Raw genomic sequence first — 19895 nt, 5'->3', positions numbered from 1 at the left:
TCACTCAGCCTCAAGAGACGCTCAAAACAAAGCACAAGCTTGCATCGGCACCACACACACGAAACGCCCCGGCTCACAAAAGCCGGGGCGTTTCGGTGTTTGGAGTGGATCATCGCAATTCGAAAGCAAGCTTGGAATCTCTAATGCGGAATTCCAATCGAACTTACAGTTGGCAGCTATGTGCTTAGCCACTCTGCAATGTCCCGACAAACGGTCGACCTGTGATTGGAGTTCGTGGATGCTGTGCTCCAAATCCTGAATGTCGCAATGCAGGCTCGCAGCCGCATCCGATGGTTGGCGTAGGCGGGCCGGTTTCCCACAGCGGGGCGGTCATCGCGGTTCTTCGATAGAGTCTGGTCACCACACCTCAACCCGACCGAAGGGTGACCACGATGACCAACGAGATGGTGGCGCTTCGCGCGATGTTTGAGAAGGACGCGGATGCCGATGTTCTGCGTGAGATGATCGGCTTTGCTGCTGAACGGCTGATGGAATTGGAGGTGCAGTGCCCGACCGGCGCCGGTCATGGCAAACGGTCGGCCGAGCGGCTGGTCCAGCACAACGGCTATCGGGATCGCCACTGGGAGACCCGCGCCGGCACTGTCGAGTTGCGCATTCCCAAATGCGCAAAGGCTCCTACTTCCCCGGCTTTCTGGAGCCGTGGCGGATGGCCGAGAGGGCGCTTGCCGCGGTGATCCAGGAGGCCTGCATCCAGGGGACCTTGACGCGCTCGATTGACCGTAATTGCAGATCAGCTGCGGCTCGTCAGCGCCGTTCAGTGCGGACGATGCCCAAGGGCGGCCGCCGCACCGATCCCGCCCCGTCAGCTCCAGGCATGGAGCGGCGGGTTGACGCCGTTCAGGGCGTGGTTGCCGAGGATGGCGTATTTCCAGCGCACCGGGTCGTGCAGCGTGTGGGTGCGGGCGTTGCGCCAATGCCGGTCGAAGTTATGCTCGGCCAGGACGGAGCGGGTGCCGGCCAGCTCGAACAGGGTGCTGCTCGCCTCAAGTGCGATTTCGGTACTGAGGATCTTCGCTTCGGCCACCGCCAATTGGGCCTTGGCGACCGTCTCGGCGTTGGGGGCGGCGACGGCGGCATCCACTGCGAGGCCCGCCTTCTCCTGCAGGGCTTCGGCGGCGTGCAGCCGCAACGTCAGTCGGCCGACCGCTTGAATGGTATAGGGATCGTCCGAGGCGCGGTCCTGCCCGCTGTCCACCCAGGGGCGGCTGCGGCTGCGCACGAACTCCAGCGTGTCGCGGATGGCCGCCTCGGCGATACCGTTGTCGACCGCGACCTGGATGATCTGGAAGATGGCGCCGTCGGCGGTCGGCGCCTCATAGCCCTTGTAGCCGGGCACCAGATGGGTCTTCGGCACCCTCACCCTGTCGAGGATCACCGTGCCGCTGGCGGTGGTGCGCTGGCCGAAGCCCGACCAGTCGTCGATCACCGTCAGGCCGGGGGCGTTGCGGTCGGCGATGGCGTACCAGGCGCGGCCCTGGCCGTCCACGGCGACGATGGGAACCAGATGGGCGAGCAGGGCGCCGGTCGAGTAGAATTTGCGACCGGTCACCAGCACATGGTCGCCCTCGTCGGTGAAGCTTGTGGCGAAATCGGCGGCGCGCTTGGTGCCGAACTCGGAAAAGGCGTTGCCGAAACGGATGCCCTTCAGCACCTGGCCGAACAGCAGACGCTGCTGTGCCTCGTCCGAGACGGTGCGGATGGCGGCGACCACGCCCAGATGGTTCTGCGAAATCTGCGACAGCGACGGGTCGGCCGCCGCGACGATCTGCACCACCCTGGCCAGCGTCGCGTAGGAGACCTCCGGCCCGCCGAAGGCCTTCGGCACATTGATCGACCACAGGCCGCTCTGTGAGAAGGCATCCAGTTCCGCCACAGGCAGGATGCGGTCGCGGTCGCGTTTCGACGCGGTGCCGGCGACCTCGCGGGCCAGCGCCTCGGCCACCGCGATGGCTTCGGCATCGCTCTTGATGACGTGGGCGGGGGTGGTGGGGCGCGGTAGGCCGGGCACGCCCTGCGGTGTGGTGTCGGCGGTCTTGGCGGTGGTGTCGAGAACAGCAGTGCTCATCGTCTCGTATCCTTCATCTGTTGTTCGTTTGCGGTGGTTGGTCCGGTCAGGCGGCGGCCGGAGCGGCGGGGCCGCCGACACCGAAACCGAGATAGAAAGCCTTGATGTCGTCGCGTTCGCGCAGGTCGGCGGCGGGGCCGTCCAGCACGGTGCGGCCGGTCTCCAGCACGCTGGCGCGGTCGGCATGGCGCAGGGCGACGGTGGAGTTCTGTTCGGCCACCAGGATCGACAGCCCCTCCTCGCGGTTCAGGCGCTTCAGCGCGGTGAAGATGCCCTCGACCACCAGCGGGGCGAGGCCCATCGACGGCTCGTCCAGCACCAGCAGGCGGGGCCGCGCCATCAGGGCCCGGCCGATCGCCGTCATCTGCTGTTCGCCGCCCGAGGTCAGGCCGGCGGCGGTCTTGCGCCTGTCGCGCAGCCGGGGGAACAGGGTGTAGATGCGCTCCAGTTCGGGCCGCAGGGCGGCGCGGCCGAGCCCCTGCACCTGACCGCCGACGATCAGGTTGTCCTCGACGGTCAGGGAGCGGAAGCAGTGCCGCCCCTCCAGCACCTGCACCAGCCCGGCGCGCACCAGTTCGGCCGGGCTGCGGCGGGTGACGTCCCCGCCGTCATAGACGATGGTGCCGGCGGCGATCTGGCCGCGCTCCGCCGGCAGCAGACCGGACAGCGCCTTCAGGGCAGTGGTCTTGCCGGCTCCGTTGGCACCGAGCAGGGCGACGATCTCCCCCGTCCGTACGGTCAGGCTGACGCCCGACAGCGCGCGGATGGCGTGGTTGTAGGTCGCCTCGACCCCGTCCAGCGACAGCAGCACCTCGTGAATCGTCATGGCGGCGGGACTCCTCTGCGGTGGGGTTCCTGTCAGTTGCTCGCCTCTTCGGCGGCCGGGTCGCGGACCTGGATGCCGTGCTCGGCGGCGTAGGCCAGCGACGATCTCTCGATGATCGGGCGCAGCAGCGCCCAGTCCGGGGCGATCCAATCGGACACCACCTTCCACTTGGCGCCGTCCCACTGCTGGAAGGTCACGCGCCCCTCGCCCTCATGGTTGGCGACGCTGACGTTGATGGAATGGAACAGGCCTTTGGCGCCCAGCGCCTCGACCCGCTTGGGATCGAGCCGCAGATGCTCGAAGCCCCAGCGCACCTCGTCACCGGTCAGGGTGCGCTTGCCGAACTTCTCCTGGGCGATGCGCACCGCCTCGACATTCAGGATGCCGTTCACGATACCGAGATTGTGATAGACGCTGCCGATCCGCTTCTTGTCGTCCAGATTGCCCTTGCCGGCGCCATAGACCGTCTTCGTGATCTCCTGAAGCACCGGATATTCGGCACCCGAAGCCTGGGTGGTGATGGCGGTGTAGCCCTTGGCGGCGTCGCCGGCCGGGATCACGTCCTCCTCGGAATTGGACCAGACATTGCCGATGATGCGGTCGGCCGGGAAGCCGACCTTCTGCGCCGTCTTCAGCGCCACCGGATTCATCACGCCCCAGCCGCGCAGGACGACATAGTCGGGCTTGGTCCGGCGGATCGACAGCCATTGCGACTGCTGTTCGTTGCCGGGATGCGGCACTTCGACCTGTTCGACCGAGAAGCCGTATTTTTCGGCCAGCAGCTGGTAGATCGGGATGGTTTCCTTGCCGTAGGGCGAGCCGTGGTACAGCACCACGATCTTCTTGCCCTTCAGCGTCTCCAGCCCGCCTTCCCGCGCGCCGATGTAGTTCACGATGCCCGAGCTTTCGCTGTACGGGTTCAGCAGAAGCGGGAAGACGTACTTGAAGACGCGGCCGTCGGTGCTGTCGGTGCGGCCATGGTTGACGGTGATCAGCGGAACCCTGTCGCGTCCGACATCGTCGATCATGGCATAGGCGATGCCGACCGACAGCGGGTTCCAGGCGGCGACGCCGGGGCGGTTCTTCTGCCGCTTGTAGCATTCGACGCCGCGTTCGACCTCATATTGGGTCTCGCACTCGTCCCAGGTCAGCTTGACGCCGTTGACGCCGCCGTCGCGGTTGTTGACCAGGGTCAGATAGTCGATGAAGCCGCCGAAGAAACCGGTGCCGCCGGCGGCATAGGGACCGACGCGGTAGCTTTGCAGCGGGAAATACTGCTCGTCCGCCTGGGCGGCGCCGGGCAGCAGGGCGGCGGTGCCGAGCAGCGCGCCGAGCAGGGCGGCTTTCACGGACAAGGTTCGGCTGTTCGGACGCGGCATCTGGTGTGTCTCCGTTGGGGGGTGGTTTTTGGAAAGGGGCGGGATGCCCCGGATTTCGGGAGGGGGTGGTCAGCCGGTTATCGGTAGGCCGGTCCGGCGGAAGCGTCCGGCGATCCGGTTCCAGGCTCTGTCCAGCAGGGCGGTCAGGCCGGCCGGTTCGGTGATCAGGAAGGTGACGATCAGCAGGCCGAGCACGATGCGTTGGCTCATCTCCAGCACGCCGCTGTCGAACAGCCCGCCCAGCAGCGCCTCGCCCAGCCGGGCCAGCAGCAGCGGGAAGACAACGATCAGCGCCGCTCCCAGGAAGGCCCCGCGCAGCGAGGCGAGCCCGCCGATGATGACGATGAACAGGATTTGAAAGGAACGGTCGAGGTTGAAGCCGGCCGGTTCCACCGTGCGCAGATAGGCGAAGGCCCACAGCACTCCGGCGACCCCGATGATGAAGGAGGAGACGGCGAAGGCCAGCAGCTTTACCCGCAGGACCGGGATGCCGATCACCCTCGCCGCCGTCTCATGGTCGCGCAGGGCGACCAGGGCACGGCCGGTCGGGCTTTCCACCAGCCGCCAGACCGCCAGCGTCACCGCCGTCACCACGGTGAGCGCGAACAGGTAGCGTCCGGCGGAACTGTCGAGCGTGATGCCGACGACCGACAGCGTCGGCACGCTGACGATGCCCGATGGGCTGTTGTTGGAAAACCAGCCGACCTTGTTGAACACCCACTGCACGAAGAACTGGGCGGCCAGCGTCGAGACGGCGAGATAGAAGCCGCGCAGCCGCAGGCTGGGCAGACCGAACAGCAGGCCGACCGCCGCGGCGACCACGCCGGCCAGCAGGATGTCGATCATGAAAGGCACGCCCGGCAGGCGAAGCGCCAGATTATAGGCGGCATAGGCGCCCACCGCCATGAAGGCGGAGGAGCCGAGCGACACCTGCCCGGCATAGCCGGTCAGGATGTTCAGCCCCAGTCCAGCGAGTGCCAGCGCCAGGAAGGGTGTCAGGATGGCGTCGAACAGATACTCGTTGGCGACCAGCGGCAGGATGCCGTAGGCGACGACCAGCAACAGGCCGATGCCGGGCAGGGCGGGCGAGAAGCGGCGCGCGGGGCTGGCCGTGGCCTTTGCAAGCGCGAGATCGGTCATGGCTCAGACCCTTTCCACCAGCTTGGCGCCGAACAGGCCGGAGGGGCGGATCAGCAGGAAGCCGAGGGCGGCGACATAGGCGATCCACCCCTCGATGCCGCCGCCGACGAAGGGGCCGACATAGACCTCCGCCAGCTTCTCCACCGCGCCGACGATCAGCCCGCCGACGATGGCTCCGGCGATGGAATCGAAGCCGCCGAGCACCAGCACCGGCAGCGCCTTCAGCACCACCAGCGACAGCGAGAACTGCACGCCCAGCCGCGCCCCCCACAGCAGGCCGGCGACCAGCGCCACCATCCCGGCCGCGGTCCACACCGCGGTCCAGATGCGGTCCAGGCTCAACCCCACCGCAAGGGCGGCGAGCTGGTCGTCGGCGACGGCGCGGAAGCCGAGACCGATGCGGGTGTAGCGGAAGAACAGGGTCAGCGCCGCCACCATCGCCCCGGCCACCGCCGCGGCGAACAGATCGAAGCTGCTGACCAGCACCCCGCCGATCTCCAGCGGCAGATCGTCGATGCCCAGATCCAGCCCATGCACCTGGGTGCCCCACAGCAGCTGGGCCGCCCCCTCGACGACGTAGGAGACGCCGAGCGTCGCCATGAACAGGGTGATCGGTGGCTGGTTGACCAGCGGGCGCAGCACGGCGCGCTCGATCATGGCGCCGATGCCGGTCATCGCCGCCAGCGTCAGCAGGATCGCCGCCCAGACGGGCAGTCCGCGCTCGGTCAGGCTGACAAAGGTCAGGGCGGCGAACAGCAGCAGCGCGCCCTGGGCGAAGTTCAGCACGCCGGAGGTTTTGTAGATCAGGACGAAGCCGATGGCGACCAGGGAGTACATCACCCCCGACAGCAGGCCGCCGACCAGCACCTCGGTGAAGAATTGCCATTCCATCGCTCAGATTCCCTCTCCGGCTTCCAGGTCGTGGGCGACGCCGAGATAGGCGTCGATCACCACCGGGTCGTTGCGGATCTCGTCCGGCGTGCCGTCGGCGATCAGCCGGCCGTAATCCAGCACGGCAATGCGGTCGGACAGCCCCATCACCACACCGACGTCATGTTCGATCAGCACGATGGTGGTGCCGAGATCGTCACGGGCGGCGCGGATGTGGCCGCTGAGATCCCGCTTCTCGGTCAGGGTCATGCCGGCCATCGGCTCGTCCAGCAGCAGCAGCCGGGGCCGCGCCACCAAAGCGCGGGCAAGCTCGACCCGTTTCTGCATCCCGTAGGGCAGGGTGCCGGCCGGGCGGTCGCGGACACCGTCGAGATGCAGGAAGGCCAGCAGTTCTTCTGCCCTGGCATAGCCCTCCGCCCGCTCCCGCCGGGCAGCCGGCAGGCCGATGACCTGGGCGAATACCCCGGCGCGCAGCCGGTGCGACAGGCCGGCGGCGACGTTGTCCAGCACCGACAGCCCCTTGAACAGCGCCAGATTCTGGAAGGTTCGCGAGACGCCGAGTGTGGCCAGCCGGTCGGTCGGGACGCTGGCGAAGCTGTGCCCGCCGAGCCAGACCCGGCCGCGGTCGGGCCGGTACAGCCCGCTGACGACATTGAGCAGCGAGCTTTTGCCGGCGCCGTTCGGACCGATGACCGCCCGGATCTCGCCCGGTGCCACCGCGAAGGAGACCTCGCTCAGCGCCGTCACGCCGCCGAAGGACAGCGACAGCGCCTCGACCGCCAGAGCGGACGAAACGGCCCCCGCCGCGGGCGAAAAAAGGGGTTCGGAAAGGACGGCCGGCATGGGCGCGCTCCGCTGAGGAACTCGGGTGGTGGGAGTGGGGGAGGGGTGACCTCCCCCTTGCGGGGATCAGGCGGCGACCGCTTCCCGTTCCTTGGCCGCTTCCAGTTCGCGGACCAGCGGAACGACGTGTTTGCCGAAATACTCGACCTCCTCCTGGAAATGCAGGAAGCCGAGCAGGACCAGATCGACGCCGATGGATTTCAGTTCGACGATCCGCTCCGCCACCTGACGCGGCGTGCCGATCAGGTTGGTCTTGAAGCCGTCATTGTACTGGACGAGATCCTCGAAGGTGGATTTGGCCCAGTTGCCCTCGCGTTCCGGCGAGGCGTTGCCGGCATTCTGGACCTCGTGGTGGAAGCCTTTCACCGCATCGGGGTCCGCCTTTTCGAGAATTTCGTTCAGGACGGCGCGGGCCTCCTCCTCGGTCTCGCGGACGATGGCGAAGGCGTTGACGCCGATCTTCGCGCGATGGCCGGTGCCGGCCTCCTTGGCGCGGATGTCGTCGATCTGCGCCTTGATGCCGTCCGGCGTGTTGCCGTTGGTGAAGTACCAGTCGGACACGCGGGCCGCCATGTCGCGGGCGGCGCGGGAACTGCCACCCTGGAAGATCTCCGGCAGCGGCGCCAGCGGCTTCGGTTTCAACGTGTAGTTTTCGAAGCGGTAATAGGCGCCGTTGAAGGAGTAATTGTCCTCCGACCAGATGCCGCGGATGACGCGGATGAACTCCTCCGACCGGCGGTAGCGCTCGTCATGGTCCAGCCACGGCTCGCCGATCGCCTGGAACTCGCCGCGGAACCAGCCGCTGACGATGTTGACGGCGATGCGGCCCTTGGTCAAATGGCTGATGGTGGCGACCTGCTTGGCCAGCAGGACCGGGTGCCAGGGGCCGGGCAGCACCGCGGCGATGACGTTCAGCTTTTCCGTCGCCGCCAGCAGGGCATGGGTGAAGGACACCGATTCATGCTGGTTGTCGGCACCATAGCCGGCGGTGAAGCGGATCTGGCTCAGCGCATACTCGAAGCCCGCCTGCTCGGCGATCTGCGCCAGCTTGCGGTTGTAGTCGATGTCCCAGCTTGTGCGCTGCTCGATCTTGCTGATGACGAGGCCGCCGGACACGTTCGGAACCCAATAGGCGAACTTCACGGCGTCGGCGCTGGAGGTCGTGGTGGCGGTCATGGCGAAGTCTCCGGAATGATGAGGAGGATCAGGCGGCGGCCAGGGATGCGGCGGCGGGAGCGGCCAGCCGGCCGAGGGCGGCGATGCGCACCGCCTCGTCGGCGGCGCGGGCAGCGCGGGCGGCGATGTCGGGGCTGGTCAGGCGGTAGTCGGTGAAATCGCTGTCCTGGGCGAAGACGCCGGTTGGAACCGTATGGGCCAGGAAGAAACCGAACAGCGGGCGCAGCTGGTGTTCGATCACCAGGGCATGGCGCGGGCTGCCACCGGTCGCGGTCAGCACCACCGGCACGCCGTCCAGCGCGTTCGGATCGATGAAGTCGATCAGATGCTTGAACAGCCCGGTGTAGGAGCCCTTGTAGACGGGCGTTCCGACCACCAGCAGATCGGCGCCGGTGATGGCGGCCAGCGCCTCGGCCACGCGTGGCGGCACCGCCTTCGGATCGGTCAGCGCTCCCAATTCGGGCGCCAGTTCGCCGACGACGATGTCGGTGCGGTGGAGGGGGGCTTGCGCCTCGACGCCCTCCACCACGGCATCAATCAGGGCGCGGGTGCGGGACCGGGCGCCCAGATTGCCGGAGACGGTGACGACCTTGATCTTGCCCATTGTACACAAGCTCCAGTGCGGGATTGTCCGGAGCCATAGGGGCAATCAGTGTGCCAGATACCTAACTAGCTGATTTTATTGAAGAGACCATGTGGGGTCAGCGGAAAATCCCGCTTCAAAGGCAGCAGGCTTCACACCATTCCTGCTGCACATGCAACAGCATTCAGGCATCATGTGAACGTAGATCGCTCATTAACAACTGCATTAGTTTGTAATATTGTATTCATTTCCATATTGATACACTGGACAATAGTCGGCTCGCCCCGACGAATGCCCGCCCCAGGAAGCAGGTGCCGCCATGACCAGGATCCCCCCCAGTGACCGCTGGCCCGCTGCGACAGCCTTCGACGCCGGACCCCGTTTGGGAACTGGCCTGTCCTCCTGCCGGTTCGACGCTGCCGCCCTGCCGTCCGTTGTGGTCGGCCAGGGGGCTGGCCATGAGGAAAACTGTGGACCGGGCATTGACGCCGCCGGTTACGAACAGCGACGCATCGTCGCCTTCGACCCGGCCAGCCGGGGCCGCAAGCCGAAGATCCGCGCCACGGCCATGGTGTTCGAGGATCCGCAGTCGCAACGGCTACAGGCTGATCTCGACCGGTTGGCGCCCAGCGACGCCACCGTGCTGATCATAGGCGAAACCGGCACCGGCAAGGAACTGGTCTCGCGCTATATCCACAGCCGCAGCCGGCGGGCCGACGGCCCCTTCGTCGCGGTCAATTGCGGCGCCTTCACCGACACGCTGGCGGAGGCCGAGCTGTTCGGCTTCGAGAAGGGGGCCTTCACCGGCGCGCTGAAGACCCAGGCCGGCTGGTTCGAGGCGGCCCATGGCGGCACGCTGCTGCTGGACGAGATCGGCGACCTGCCGCCCGCCCTGCAAGTCAAGCTGCTGCGCGTGTTGCAGGAGCGGGAGGTGGTGCGCGTCGGTTCGCGCAAAGCCATTCCGATCGACGTCCGCGTCATCGCCGCCACCAATGTCGATCTGGAGGCGGCGGTGGAGGCCAGGCGCTTCAGAGAGGATCTGTATTTCCGCCTGAACGTCGCCTCGGTCCGGCTGGCGCCGTTGCGTGAGCGGCCGGGCGACATCCCGCCGCTGGCCGAGCATTTCCTTGACCTCCACAAGGAGCGGCTCGGCCGGCCGGAACTGTCGCTGAGCGCGGAGGCGCTGCGCCGGCTGTCCTACTGCCCGTGGCCGGGCAACATCCGCCAGCTGGAGAATGTGCTGCACAACGCCGTGCTGCTTGCGCCCGGTCCGGAGATCGGCGCGGACGATGTCCGGCTGCGCTGCGAGGGGCATGGCCAGAGTCAAGGACGTGCTTCCGGTGCGGTGGAGCCGCTCCCCTGCGATGTGGAGGGTGCGGTGAAGGCGCTGGTCGCCCGCGCCATCGCCGACGGCGAGCCCGACCTTTACGAGCGGCTGGTCCGCACTGCCGTGCGCAGCGCCTTCGAGCTGGCCGAGGGTAACCAGATGCGGGCGGCGGAAAGCCTGGGCATGACCCGCAACGCCTTTCGCACCCAGTTGGCCCATCTCGGCGCCATCGCACCGCGCCGCCGCCCCGGTGCGGCGGAGCCGGGCGAGGAGCGGCTTTCCAAACTGTCCTCCCCCCCTCCGGCCCTCCGCCCGGCGCAACTCGTGGATCTGCCGATCGGCTACCAGAAATTCGGCACCTCCAGCATCCTGAAGATGCGCGGCGCCGTGGAACGGCGGCTCGCCGTCCATGGCTACCGCGTGACCTGGACCGAGTTCGTATCCGGACCGCAGATGATGGACGCGCTCGGCAGCATGCAGGTCGAGTTCGTGGCGACCGGGGAGGCGCCGCCGGTCTTCGCCCAGGCGGCCGGCGTGCCGCTGGTCTATGTCGGCTACGACCCGCCCGCCCCCAATGCCGAAGCGTTGCTGGTCCGCCGCGACAGCCCGTTCCGCAGCACCGCCGATCTGCGCGGGCGCACGGTGGCGCTGCACACCGGGTCGAACGTCCATTACTTCCTGCTGCGGGCGCTGCAGGCCTATGGGCTGACGCTGGACGACGTGCGGATCGTCCATATGCAGCCGGCGGCGGCGCTGGAGGCCCTGCTCGACGAGATGGTGGATGCCTGGGCGATCTGGGATCCGCTGCTCTCCTCCGCCCAGATCCGCGACGACACGCGGGTGCTGACCGACGGCAGCGGGCTGGTGCCCAACCACCAGTTCTACCTCGCCAACCAGAGCTTCGCCGACCGCAACCCGGAAGCCGTCGCCATCCTGCTGGACGAGGTGGGCAAGGCCGGCGAATACGCCGCCCTGCATGCGGCGGAGGCGGCGCGCAGCATGACCCGCGACCTCGGCATCGCCGCCCCGGCGCTGGAGCTGGCTTTCAGCCGGTTGACCTACGGCGCCAAGCCGCTGGACGACCGGGCCGTGCGGCGCCAGCAGGCGGTCGCCGACAGCTTCCACGCCTCCGGTCTGCTGAAATCCAGCATCTCGGTGCGCGAAGCCGTGTGGTCCGGCGCGTGGGCATAGAAGAGAAAGTGTGGAATCAGCGTTGCCGATGCAGCAATTCCCCGGCGGCGGTTGTTGCAATTGCAGCGTGGCCGCTGGGAAAACTCTCCGCAAACTGTTGGGAACAAAGAAAAATATGGGTTGGCACCGATGTTGCGCTTGTCAAGGCAGACACCGCAACCGGAGACCGCAATCGTGTCCCGCAAGATCATCGACCTGCGCAGCCGCCCCGCCTTCCTGCATGACTTCTACGGGGCGACCCCCGGCACGCCCGGTTTCGAAACGGCCAGATGGCTGAACCGGCGCGTCGGCACCCGCGGCGACGACGCCCATTTCACCCGCTCCCACACGTTGGACGGCTTCCTGGCCGACGTGCGCGAGGCCGGCATCACCGCCGCCGCCATCATCGGCCGCGACACCCCCGGCGTCAGCACCTCCAACGACCGGGTGCATGAGCTGGTCGCCGGCCGGCCGGAACTGATCGGCGTCGGCTCCGTCGATCCGCGGCGCCAGGGCACCGCCGCCGCTGTGGCGGAGGCCGGGCGCGCCGTCACCGTGCTGGGGCTGAAGGGCATCAATCTGGAACCGGGCTTCCTCGATCCGGCGATTCCCTTCGACGATCCGTCGCTGCTGCCGGTCTATGACGCCTGCGACCAACTGAAGGTGCCGGTCTTCCTGATGACCGGGCCGACCACGCCCGATCCGTGCTTCAACGACCCGGCCCCGGTCGGCCGCATCGCCCGTGCGTTCCCCAACCTGAACATCGTCATCCATCACGGCTTCTGGCCCCATGTGGCGGAGATCATCGGGATCGCCTTCCGCTATCCCAACGTCCACATCGTGCCGGACATGTACATCTTCCTGCCCGGCAGCCGCCTCTATGTCGAGGCCGCCAACGGCTTCCTGCGCGACCAACTGCTGTTCGGCAGCTCCTACCCGTTCCGCCCGATGAAGCAGACGGTGGAGGATTTCCTGAAGCTCGGCTTCGACGGGGCGGTGCTCGACGGGCTGCTGTTCGACAACGCCCGGCGCCTGCTGGCGCTCGATCTTTGAGCGGAGGAGCGACACATGGACATCTTCTGGTTCCTGCCCGTGCATGGCGACGGCCCCTATCTGGGCAGCCAGATCGACAGCCGGCCCGCCACGCTGGCCTATCTGACCGAGATTGCCCAGGCCGCCGACCGGCGCGGCTATCACGGCGTGCTGGTTCCCTGCGGCAAGGCCTGTGAGGAGCCCTACATCGTCTCGGCCGCGCTGATCGCGGCGACGGAGCGGCTGCGCTTCCTCGTCGCCACCCGGCCTTCGTCCATGACGCCGACTTTCGCCGCCCGGCTGGCCGCGGGGCTGGACCGGCTGTCGGGCGGGCGCTTCTACCTGAATGTGGTGGCTGGCGGCGACGCGGCGGAACTGGCCGGCGACGGCGTTTTCCTCGACCATGACGCCCGCTATGCCCAGGCGGCGGAGTTCTTCACGGTGTGGAAGCGGGTGCTGGCCGGCGAGACCGTCGATTTCGCCGGTCAGCATGTGACGGTGAAGGGCGCCACCGTGCCGCTGCCGCCGGTGCAGCGCCCCTATCCGCCGCTGTTCTTCGGCGGCTCGTCCCCCGCCGGCCATGCCGCGGTGGCGGAGCATTTCGACACCTACCTGACCTGGGCCGAGCCGCCCGACGCGGTGGCCGCCAAGCTCAAAGACGTGCGGGCGCGGGCAGCCGCCCATGGCCGCACCCTGTCCTATGGCCTGCGCATCAACATCATCGTGCGGGAGACCGAGGCCGAGGCCTGGGCCGCCGCCGAAAATCTGATCAGCAAGATCGACCGCAGCGCCGTCGAGGCTGCGCACGGCGCCTTCCGCCGCTTCGAATCCGAGGGCCAGCGGCGGATGACCGAGCTTGCCTCCCGCAAGGATCTGGTGGTGGCGCCCAACCTGTGGGCGGGGGTCGGGCTGGTGCGCGGCGGGGCCGGCACCGCGCTGGTCGGCAACCCGCGGCAGGTGGCGGACCGATTGCTGGAATACCGCGATCTCGGCATCGACAGCTTCATCCTGTCCGGCTATCCGCATCTGGAGGAGGCTCACCGTGTCGCCGACCTGCTGTTCCCGCTGCTGCCGGTGACGGCCCCGCCCGCCGCCGCCCGGGCTGCACCCGACGTCGCCTTCGTCAGCCCGTTCGGTGATCTTCAGCCGGCCAGGAGCGCGTCATGAGCATCGTTCCGCTATCCAATCCCGCTCTGCGCGGGGCGCTGGCCGACCTGAAAAGCCTGTTGGACGAGACCGCCGTCGCCCGCGACCGGGCCGGCGGCACCGCCAAGGCGGAGCGTGACGCCATCCGCCGTTCGGGCCTGCTGACCCTGGCGATCCCGGCGGCCTATGGCGGCCAGGGCGAGGGCTGGCCGGCCATCCTGGGGGCGGTGCGGGAACTGGCGCAGGTGGATTCCTCGCTGGCCCACCTGTTCGCCTTTCATCACCTGATGGTCGCTTCGGTCCTGCTCTATGGCAACCCGACCCAAAGGGCTGGGCTGTTAACCGCCACCGCCCGGCGTGGCCTGTTCTGGGGCAATGCGCTGAACCCGCTCGACCGCCGCACCCACCTGACACCGGCCAGGGAGGGGGCTGGCGAGCGGGCGGAGGAGAGTGACGAACCCGAAAGCTGGATCCTGAACGGCACCAAGAGCTTCTGCTCCGGCGCCAGCGATTCCGACCTGCTGCTGGTCTCGGCGGATGGGCCGGACGGCGTGCTGCGGGTGATGGTGCTGCCGACCGACCGTGCCGGCATCGCCGTGCTGGACGACTGGGATGCGATCGGCCAGCGCCAGACCGACAGCGGCACCGTCACTTTCACCGACGTGGCGGTGTCGGCTGTCGACATCCTGGGACCGCCGGGGCCGTTCGGCGACGTCGCCTCCAGTCTGCGCCCCTGCATCGCCCAGTCGATCCTGGCCAGCCTCTATCTCGGCATCGCCGAAGGGGCGCTGGCGGCGGCGCGCGGCTTCACCCTGACGGAGGGGCGGCCGTGGCGGGCGTCGGGCCTGGCCAGCGCCGCCGAGGACCCCTATCTGCTGCATCATTTCGGAGAGTTGCAGCTGGCCATCGCCGCGGCCGACGCGCTGGGCGGGGTGGCGCTCGACCGGCTGCAGCGGGCATGGGAGCGCGGGCGATCGCTGGGGGCGCAGGAGCGGGGCGAGACCTCGCTTGCCGTCGCCACCTTCAAGGTCGCCGCCGCCCGTGCCGGTCTGGATGCCGCCGGCCGGCTGTTCGATATCACGGGCGCGCGGGGGGCGGCTGGGCGCTATGGCTTCGACCGCTTCTGGCGCAATGTCCGCACCCATTCCCTGCACGATCCGCTGGACTACAAGCTGAAGGAGCTGGGCGTCCATGCTCTGACCGGGGCGTTGCCCGAGCCGGGCTTCTACTCCTGATCCGCCCTGGCGATCCGGCGTGACCGGGTCGCCAGGGCTATCGCCTTCAGAGTGTCAGGAACAGCGCAGAGGTCCACACCCGCGACTGGTCGCGCTGGCGGCCGGTGAGGAACAGCGGATGTTCGCGGCCGTCTGCCAGTTCCAGCCCGGCGAGCGGGATGCGGCCGGCAAGGTCGCGGGGCAGCGGCGCCTCGGTGACGCGCTCCACCGTCACCTCCAGTTCGGTTCCAGGCAGCACGCGGGTGACGGTCCCTGCGGAGGATTGGGCTTGGTCGAGCAGCGCATCGCCGTCGATCTCCAGCGCCGCCTCAGGTGCATGGGGGTTGGGCGGTGGCGTCAGCGGGTTGCCGACCTTCACATAGGTGCCGATGTCCAGATGCACCCGGATGCGGGTGCCGGCCAACTGCGACAGCGTCAGCTCCACCCCGTCTGTGTCGCCATGGGTGACGGTGCGCAGAGCCACGGTGGTGGCGTCCTGCCGCCAGCAGCCCTGTTCGGGATGGTCGAAGCCGAAGGGTTCGGCCCGTTGCACCGCCGCCCCGGTGACGGTGATGCCGCCGCTCCAGTAGGCGCCGCGGTAGCGGTCCTTGATGCGGGCGCCGCCCAGCCGCAGGCGGATGCGGCGTTCCGACAATCCCAGTTCGCGGTGCAGGTCGCGCTCCCACAGCAGAGTCTCGCCATCGTAGAGCCTCAGGCTTTCCCAGCCGCGGTCGCCGAGCAGCCGGTAGTCGAGCATATCCGCTGTCGACGCCGTTACCACCTCGCCCATCCAGGTGTCGCCCAGCCGCAGGCTGGCGAAACTGCGCTCGCCAGTGGTGGCGAAGGTGCGGCGCGCCCGCAGCGCGCGCCCGACGGTGGCGCGGTCGAGCCGGTCGGCCAGCACCCCGGTCAGCCCGCCGCGCGCGCCGAACACTGCGGTTGCCGGCGCCCCGCCGCCGCAGCGGCCCTGATGCTCGTCGCTGCTGGCCGAGGCGCCAAGCCGGTAGCCGCGGGCCAGCGCCTCGGCATAGACCCAGTGGAACTGGCCCCAGGCGGAGCCGATCTCGATCAGCCGCTCCAGCTCGGGATGGTGCCAGTCGAGATTGCAGCGCCGTCCGCCGACATGCGGGATCAGCAGATGGCCTTCCGGGTCGTCCTGATAGGCGGCATAGAGATCGTCGAGCGGCCAGGCGCCGGGGCGCAGCTTGCCGCGCGTGGACTCGTTCCATTCAAAGGAGCGGACCGGCTGCCCCCGGCTGTCGGTGGGGAATTGCGGCACGCCGTCGCGCAGGAAGACGACATTGTGGTCGCCGCCCGCCGCCGAGTTGCCGCACCATTCGGTGCCGGGATAGCAGACGAAGCGGCCGGCCTCGTTGAAGCGGTCGATCAGCCCGACCGCCTCGCTCCAGGCGCGTTCGGTGATGTTGAAGTCGTTGGCGGTATAGCCCAGCACGTCCAGCCCGGCGATGTCGCGGCCGTAGGACAGGTTGTAAGCGGTGTCGTTGGTGCCGACCGTGTCGTTGGAATGGACATGCAGGTCGGCATAATAGGCGCGCGGCGCGTTCTCCTCGACGGTGACGAAGGCCTCGGCCGGGACCAGCCCGTCGGCCGTGGCGGCGATGCGCCAGTCTCCCTCGGACAGCGCCGTTTCCTGGCGATGGACCAGCCAGCCATAAATGTCCGGGTTGGGTGAGAGCGTCAGTTTCCGCGTGGTCTCCCCCTGCGGTCCGGCCAGCGCCAGGGTGGCATCGATTGAGCCGCCGGTGCAGCAATTGCCCCAGACGTCCTCGGCGCGCAGCAGCAGGCTGGCCGGGCCGGGTGCGGTCAGGCGCGGTGCCACCAGACGCAGGGCGGCCGGCGCGCCGGGAACGATGTCAAGCACGCAATCGCCCGGCACCTCGGCATATTTCTGGCTGCCGAGCGGGTCGATGAAGACGCGGAAGCGGAATCCCTGCTCGACGAAGCTCTGCACCCGGGTGCCCGGCCCGCCGCGCCGCCGGTCGCCCAGCCTAATGACGATGCGGTCGCCGGGGTTGAGGTAGCCGTCGATCACGTCGATGACGATGGCCTTCTGATAGGGGCGCTCGTGGCCCTTCTGGTCGAAGCGCACCTTCAGCGCCTGGATCGTCGCCGGGCTCTGGCCCGGCACCAGCGGCCCGGCCTCATACTCGGCCGAGACATAGTTGGCGGCCTGCGGGTCGCTGGTCTGGAACAGCGCCCAGTCGGAATAGAACTTCATCGCCAGTTTGATGCCGGCCCCGTCGGCGAGGCCCGACGCGCCGACCTCGTAGACCAGTTGCAGTTCGGTCCATTCGCCGGCGACCAGCCGGCGGTGCGAACAGCTGGTGGAACCCAGAAAGGGGCGGTCCTTGTTGCGCTCGTACAGCCCGACGGGGGCGATGTGTCGGACAAGTTGCGTGGCTTCGGACATGGCGGCGTTTCCTCCGGCTTTCTGTGAGTTATCGGGTCAGGCGAGATGCCAATGGCGGTAGCGCCGCTCGATGCGGCGGAAGACGAGGCCTTCGGTGATCCAGGCGGTCATGCCGATGATGGCGACGCCCAGCAGCACCTGGGTGGCGTTGCCGATCTGGCCGCCCATGGCGACCATCCAGCCGATCCCCTGCGAGGCGCCGAGCATCTCGGCCGCCACCAACGCCCGCCATGCCTGACTGAAGCCGATGCGCAATGCCGCGGTCAGGAAGGGCAGCGAAGCCGGGAGATAGACGTGGCGGATCAGCTGCCAGCGGCGGGCGCCCAGCACACGGGCGGCGCGCAAATTGCCGTTGCGGATGGCGAGGAAGCCCTCCTGCACCGTCACCGCCATCGGGAACAGGGCGGCGACCACGATCACCATGGTGATGGCGACATAGCCCAACCCGAAGAAGATCATCGACAGCGGCGCCCAGGCGATCGGCGGGATCGCCATGAACAGGCCGGTCAGCGGGGCGGAAAAGGCGCGGAAGCCCGGCGACAGCGCACCGGCCAGTCCCAGTGCCAGCGCGCCCAGCACGGCCACCGCGAAGCCGCCGGCTTCGCGCAGCAGGCTGGCGCCGACATGGGCGGCGAGCTGGCCGCTGTCGAGCCAGCGCACCGCCTCCGCCGCCACCGCCCAGGGCTGTGGCAGGACATAGGGCGGCAGGTTCCAGGCGGCGGCGCTCCAGACCAGCAGCAGCGACGGGAAGGCCGCCCAGCCGTAAAGCCGGGTCCGCATCAGCGCCCTGCCCGGTGGAGATAGGAACTGTCGACGATGTCCGCCGCCTTCATCGGCGCCGGGATGAAGCCGAGCGCCAGCGAGCTGTCCATCAGCCGCTGGATGAAGGCGAGGTCGCTGTCCTCAAGCCGGTCCGACCAGCCCAGCCGCTTGCGCGCCTCCGCGGCTACCGCGGCCGGGGCGATCTCCGTGCCGTCGGCCCGCTTCGCCGGCTCCAGCTTGAACGCCTCGGCGATCAAGGCATCGCCTTCGGCCGGATGGTCGGACAGCCAGGCGATGGCCTTGGCATGGGCGCGCAGCAGCTTCACCACATCGTCCGGCCGCTCTGCCAGCGTCTTCTTCGGCGCCATCACCACGTACCAGGGATAGCCGGGCAGCGCTTGGTTGACGTCGAACAGCACATGCGCGCTCCCCCGGAGCACCTGCTGGCTGATGAAGGGTTCCCAGGTGAAGGCGGCGTCCATCGTGCCGCTGTCCAGGGCGGCGTTCATGTTGCCGACCGGCATCGACACTACCGACAGGTCGCGGTCGGGGTCGAGGCCGGCGGCCTCCTTCAGCACGACGCCGCGCAGCAGCACGTCCATCCCGCTGCCGCGCGCCACCCCGGCGACCTTGCGGCCGCGCAGGTCGGACAGCTTGACGATGGCGGGGTTGTTGGCGATCACCGCCGCCTGCCCGTAATTGACCTTGGCCAGGATGCGGCTGTCCAACCCGCGCGCCGCCCACTGGTAGACCGGCGGCGTGCCGATATAGGCGACATCCAGCTCACCGGCGGCGAGCGCCTGCTGGATCACCGGCCCATCGCCGAAGGGCTTGGCCTCCACCGCCAGCCCCTCTTCGGCATAGAAGCCCTTGCGGTCGGCGACCAGCGCAGGAGCGTTGGCCATGGCGAAGACCCAGCCAACCCGCAGCGGCCGGCTGTCGCCCGTGGCGGCGGCTCCGGCCGGGGCGATGCCGGCGAGCAGGACGATGGAGCCATACAGGGCGGCGGACAGCGCCGCGGCGAACATCCGGTTCATGCGCGAAATCCTTTTGGTCGGGGGCTGGCAGGGGGATGGTCCCGGCCGCGGCTCAGGCCGCGGCGACGATGGCGGAAATCCGCTCCAGCAGCGTGTCGGTCAGGGTGGTGAAGCGTTCCAGCCGCCGCGTCTCGCGCAGATGGCGCGGGCGGGGCAGGTCAATGGCCAGTTCGCTGTGGATGCCGGCCGGGGCAATGCCGAGCAGCACGACGCGGTCGGCCAGGAACACCGCCTCTTCCACGTCGTGGGTGATGAACAGGACCGTCTGGCCGAGCCGGCCGCACAGCCGAAGCAGTTCCTCGTTCAGGGTGGCGCGGGTGATGGCGTCCAGCGCGGCGAACGGCTCGTCCATCAGCAGCAGGCGCGGTTCCAGCACTAATGCGCGGGCCAGCGCCACCCGCTGCTGCATGCCGCCCGAAAGCTGGTGGGGGAATTTGCCGGCAGCGGCCTCCAGCCCGACCAGCGACAGCACCGCCATCGCCTTGTCCCGCTGTTCCGCATCCGGCAGCCGGCCGGCCATCCGCAGGCCGAAGCGGACATTGTCGAGCACGTCCAGCCAGGGAAACAGCTGCGGCGACTGGAAGACATGGCCGAGGGCAGGCATTTCCGGCGTCACCGTCTCGCCGTCGATGGTGATGCGACCGGAGTCGGGCGGCAGGAAGCCGGACAGCAGGTTGAGCAGCGTGGTCTTGCCGCAGCCCGACGGGCCGAGCAGCGCCACGAACTCCCCCGGACGGGCTGACAGTGTCAGCGAGCGGAACATCGGGAGCGCACCGTCATAGGTGAAATCCACGCCATCGACGCGGAAGGCGGCTCCGCCGGGGCGATCATTGGAAAAATCACCGAGACGGT

The 19895-nt window shown here is 68.4% G+C and carries 16 protein-coding genes and 1 pseudogene; 5 read left to right on the top strand and 12 right to left on the bottom strand.

Annotation, left to right across the window (positions count from 1 at the left end; translation table 11 throughout):
* Window positions 1-392 precede the first annotated feature (392 nt).
* A pseudogene (locus tag J2848_RS24935) lies at window positions 393-739 on the top strand (transposase); the annotation flags it as partial.
* Between the two features lie 84 nt (window positions 740-823).
* On the opposite strand, the gene J2848_RS24930 reads toward J2848_RS24935, so the two are convergent.
* The 8 genes from J2848_RS24930 to msuE all read right to left on the bottom strand — a co-directional run bounded on the left by J2848_RS24930 (window position 824) and on the right by msuE (window position 8945).
* Window positions 824-2086 (bottom strand): SfnB family sulfur acquisition oxidoreductase, encoded by a 1263-nt coding sequence (locus tag J2848_RS24930; RefSeq protein ID WP_149233044.1) that lies wholly within the window; start codon window positions 2084-2086, stop codon window positions 824-826.
* Between the two features lie 46 nt (window positions 2087-2132).
* Window positions 2133-2912 carry an ABC transporter ATP-binding protein gene (locus tag J2848_RS24925; RefSeq protein ID WP_149233043.1) on the bottom strand — a complete coding sequence of 260 codons (780 nt, stop codon included), beginning with the start codon at window positions 2910-2912 and terminating at the stop codon, window positions 2133-2135.
* A gap of 32 nt (window positions 2913-2944) precedes the next feature.
* Window positions 2945-4291 carry an ABC transporter substrate-binding protein gene (locus J2848_RS24920; protein WP_149233042.1) on the bottom strand — a complete coding sequence of 449 codons (1347 nt, stop codon included), beginning with the start codon at window positions 4289-4291 and terminating at the stop codon, window positions 2945-2947.
* Between the two features lie 69 nt (window positions 4292-4360).
* Complete coding sequence (locus J2848_RS24915) at window positions 4361-5431, bottom strand: branched-chain amino acid ABC transporter permease (protein ID WP_149233041.1); 1071 nt, start codon at window positions 5429-5431, stop codon at window positions 4361-4363.
* A gap of 3 nt (window positions 5432-5434) precedes the next feature.
* The gene (locus J2848_RS24910) at window positions 5435-6322 is read right to left on the bottom strand and encodes a branched-chain amino acid ABC transporter permease (RefSeq protein ID WP_149233040.1); all 888 of its coding nucleotides are present in this window, start codon (window positions 6320-6322) and stop codon (window positions 5435-5437) included.
* A 3-nt stretch (window positions 6323-6325) separates the two neighbouring features.
* Complete coding sequence (locus J2848_RS24905) at window positions 6326-7165, bottom strand: ABC transporter ATP-binding protein (RefSeq protein WP_149233039.1); 840 nt, start codon at window positions 7163-7165, stop codon at window positions 6326-6328.
* A gap of 66 nt (window positions 7166-7231) precedes the next feature.
* Entirely contained in the window at window positions 7232-8341 is a 1110-nt protein-coding gene (sfnG, locus tag J2848_RS24900; RefSeq protein WP_149233038.1) for a dimethylsulfone monooxygenase SfnG, read from the bottom strand.
* 28 nt (window positions 8342-8369) lie between these two features.
* The gene (gene msuE / locus J2848_RS24895) at window positions 8370-8945 is read right to left on the bottom strand and encodes an FMN reductase (protein ID WP_149233037.1); all 576 of its coding nucleotides are present in this window, start codon (window positions 8943-8945) and stop codon (window positions 8370-8372) included.
* Between the two features lie 298 nt (window positions 8946-9243).
* On the opposite strand from msuE, the gene J2848_RS24890 reads away from it, so the two are divergent.
* The 4 genes from J2848_RS24890 to J2848_RS24875 all read left to right on the top strand — a co-directional run bounded on the left by J2848_RS24890 (window position 9244) and on the right by J2848_RS24875 (window position 14834).
* Window positions 9244-11442 (top strand): sigma-54-dependent Fis family transcriptional regulator, encoded by a 2199-nt coding sequence (locus tag J2848_RS24890; protein WP_149233036.1) that lies wholly within the window; start codon window positions 9244-9246, stop codon window positions 11440-11442.
* Window positions 11443-11616: 174 nt separating this feature from the next.
* A complete protein-coding gene (locus J2848_RS24885) occupies window positions 11617-12474 on the top strand; it encodes an amidohydrolase family protein (protein ID WP_211103231.1) in 858 nt (285 codons plus the stop codon).
* A 15-nt stretch (window positions 12475-12489) separates the two neighbouring features.
* Complete coding sequence (ssuD, locus tag J2848_RS24880) at window positions 12490-13620, top strand: FMNH2-dependent alkanesulfonate monooxygenase (RefSeq protein ID WP_149233034.1); 1131 nt, start codon at window positions 12490-12492, stop codon at window positions 13618-13620.
* Window positions 13617-14834 (top strand): acyl-CoA dehydrogenase family protein, encoded by a 1218-nt coding sequence (locus J2848_RS24875; RefSeq protein ID WP_149233033.1) that lies wholly within the window; start codon window positions 13617-13619, stop codon window positions 14832-14834. Before ssuD ends, J2848_RS24875 begins: the two co-directional genes overlap by 4 nt.
* Window positions 14835-14880: 46 nt before the next feature.
* Here J2848_RS24875 and J2848_RS24870 read toward each other — a convergent pair whose 3' ends face one another.
* From J2848_RS24870 to J2848_RS24855, 4 genes are read right to left on the bottom strand one after another with little or no spacing between them, the layout of a single operon-like run.
* On the bottom strand, window positions 14881-17244 hold the full coding sequence (locus tag J2848_RS24870) for a PHP domain-containing protein (protein ID WP_149233032.1): 2364 nt from the start codon (window positions 17242-17244) through the stop codon (window positions 14881-14883).
* A 36-nt stretch (window positions 17245-17280) separates the two neighbouring features.
* Window positions 17281-18024 (bottom strand): ABC transporter permease, encoded by a 744-nt coding sequence (locus J2848_RS24865; protein WP_149233031.1) that lies wholly within the window; start codon window positions 18022-18024, stop codon window positions 17281-17283.
* Window positions 18024-19043, bottom strand: coding sequence for an ABC transporter substrate-binding protein (locus J2848_RS24860; protein ID WP_149233030.1), 1020 nt, complete (start codon window positions 19041-19043; stop codon window positions 18024-18026). Before J2848_RS24860 ends, J2848_RS24865 begins: the two co-directional genes overlap by 1 nt.
* Window positions 19044-19095: 52 nt before the next feature.
* Window positions 19096-19836: an ABC transporter ATP-binding protein gene (locus tag J2848_RS24855; RefSeq protein WP_246194024.1), complete on the bottom strand. Its 741-nt coding sequence runs from the start codon at window positions 19834-19836 to the stop codon at window positions 19096-19098.
* Window positions 19837-19895 lie beyond the last annotated feature (59 nt).

Source organism: Azospirillum lipoferum (genome assembly GCF_024170005.1).
Taxonomy (GTDB): Bacteria; Pseudomonadota; Alphaproteobacteria; order Azospirillales; family Azospirillaceae; genus Azospirillum; species Azospirillum lipoferum.
Note: the sequence above shows the minus strand (reverse complement) of the source record. Positions and strands in the feature narration are given on the sequence as shown.

Coding starts and splice junctions, on each gene's coding strand:
- sfnG (WP_149233038.1), bottom strand. CDS start 8,341: ATGACCGCCACCACGACCTCCAGCGCCGACGCCGTGAAGTTCGCCTAT.
- J2848_RS24860 (WP_149233030.1), bottom strand. CDS start 19,043: ATGAACCGGATGTTCGCCGCGGCGCTGTCCGCCGCCCTGTATGGCTCC.
- J2848_RS24915 (WP_149233041.1), bottom strand. CDS start 5,431: ATGACCGATCTCGCGCTTGCAAAGGCCACGGCCAGCCCCGCGCGCCGC.
- msuE (WP_149233037.1), bottom strand. CDS start 8,945: ATGGGCAAGATCAAGGTCGTCACCGTCTCCGGCAATCTGGGCGCCCGG.
- J2848_RS24910 (WP_149233040.1), bottom strand. CDS start 6,322: ATGGAATGGCAATTCTTCACCGAGGTGCTGGTCGGCGGCCTGCTGTCG.
- J2848_RS24905 (WP_149233039.1), bottom strand. CDS start 7,165: ATGCCGGCCGTCCTTTCCGAACCCCTTTTTTCGCCCGCGGCGGGGGCC.
- J2848_RS24930 (WP_149233044.1), bottom strand. CDS start 2,086: ATGAGCACTGCTGTTCTCGACACCACCGCCAAGACCGCCGACACCACA.
- ssuD (WP_149233034.1), top strand. CDS start 12,490: ATGGACATCTTCTGGTTCCTGCCCGTGCATGGCGACGGCCCCTATCTG.
- J2848_RS24865 (WP_149233031.1), bottom strand. CDS start 18,024: ATGCGGACCCGGCTTTACGGCTGGGCGGCCTTCCCGTCGCTGCTGCTG.
- J2848_RS24875 (WP_149233033.1), top strand. CDS start 13,617: ATGAGCATCGTTCCGCTATCCAATCCCGCTCTGCGCGGGGCGCTGGCC.
- J2848_RS24870 (WP_149233032.1), bottom strand. CDS start 17,244: ATGTCCGAAGCCACGCAACTTGTCCGACACATCGCCCCCGTCGGGCTG.
- J2848_RS24890 (WP_149233036.1), top strand. CDS start 9,244: ATGACCAGGATCCCCCCCAGTGACCGCTGGCCCGCTGCGACAGCCTTC.
- J2848_RS24920 (WP_149233042.1), bottom strand. CDS start 4,291: ATGCCGCGTCCGAACAGCCGAACCTTGTCCGTGAAAGCCGCCCTGCTC.
- J2848_RS24925 (WP_149233043.1), bottom strand. CDS start 2,912: ATGACGATTCACGAGGTGCTGCTGTCGCTGGACGGGGTCGAGGCGACC.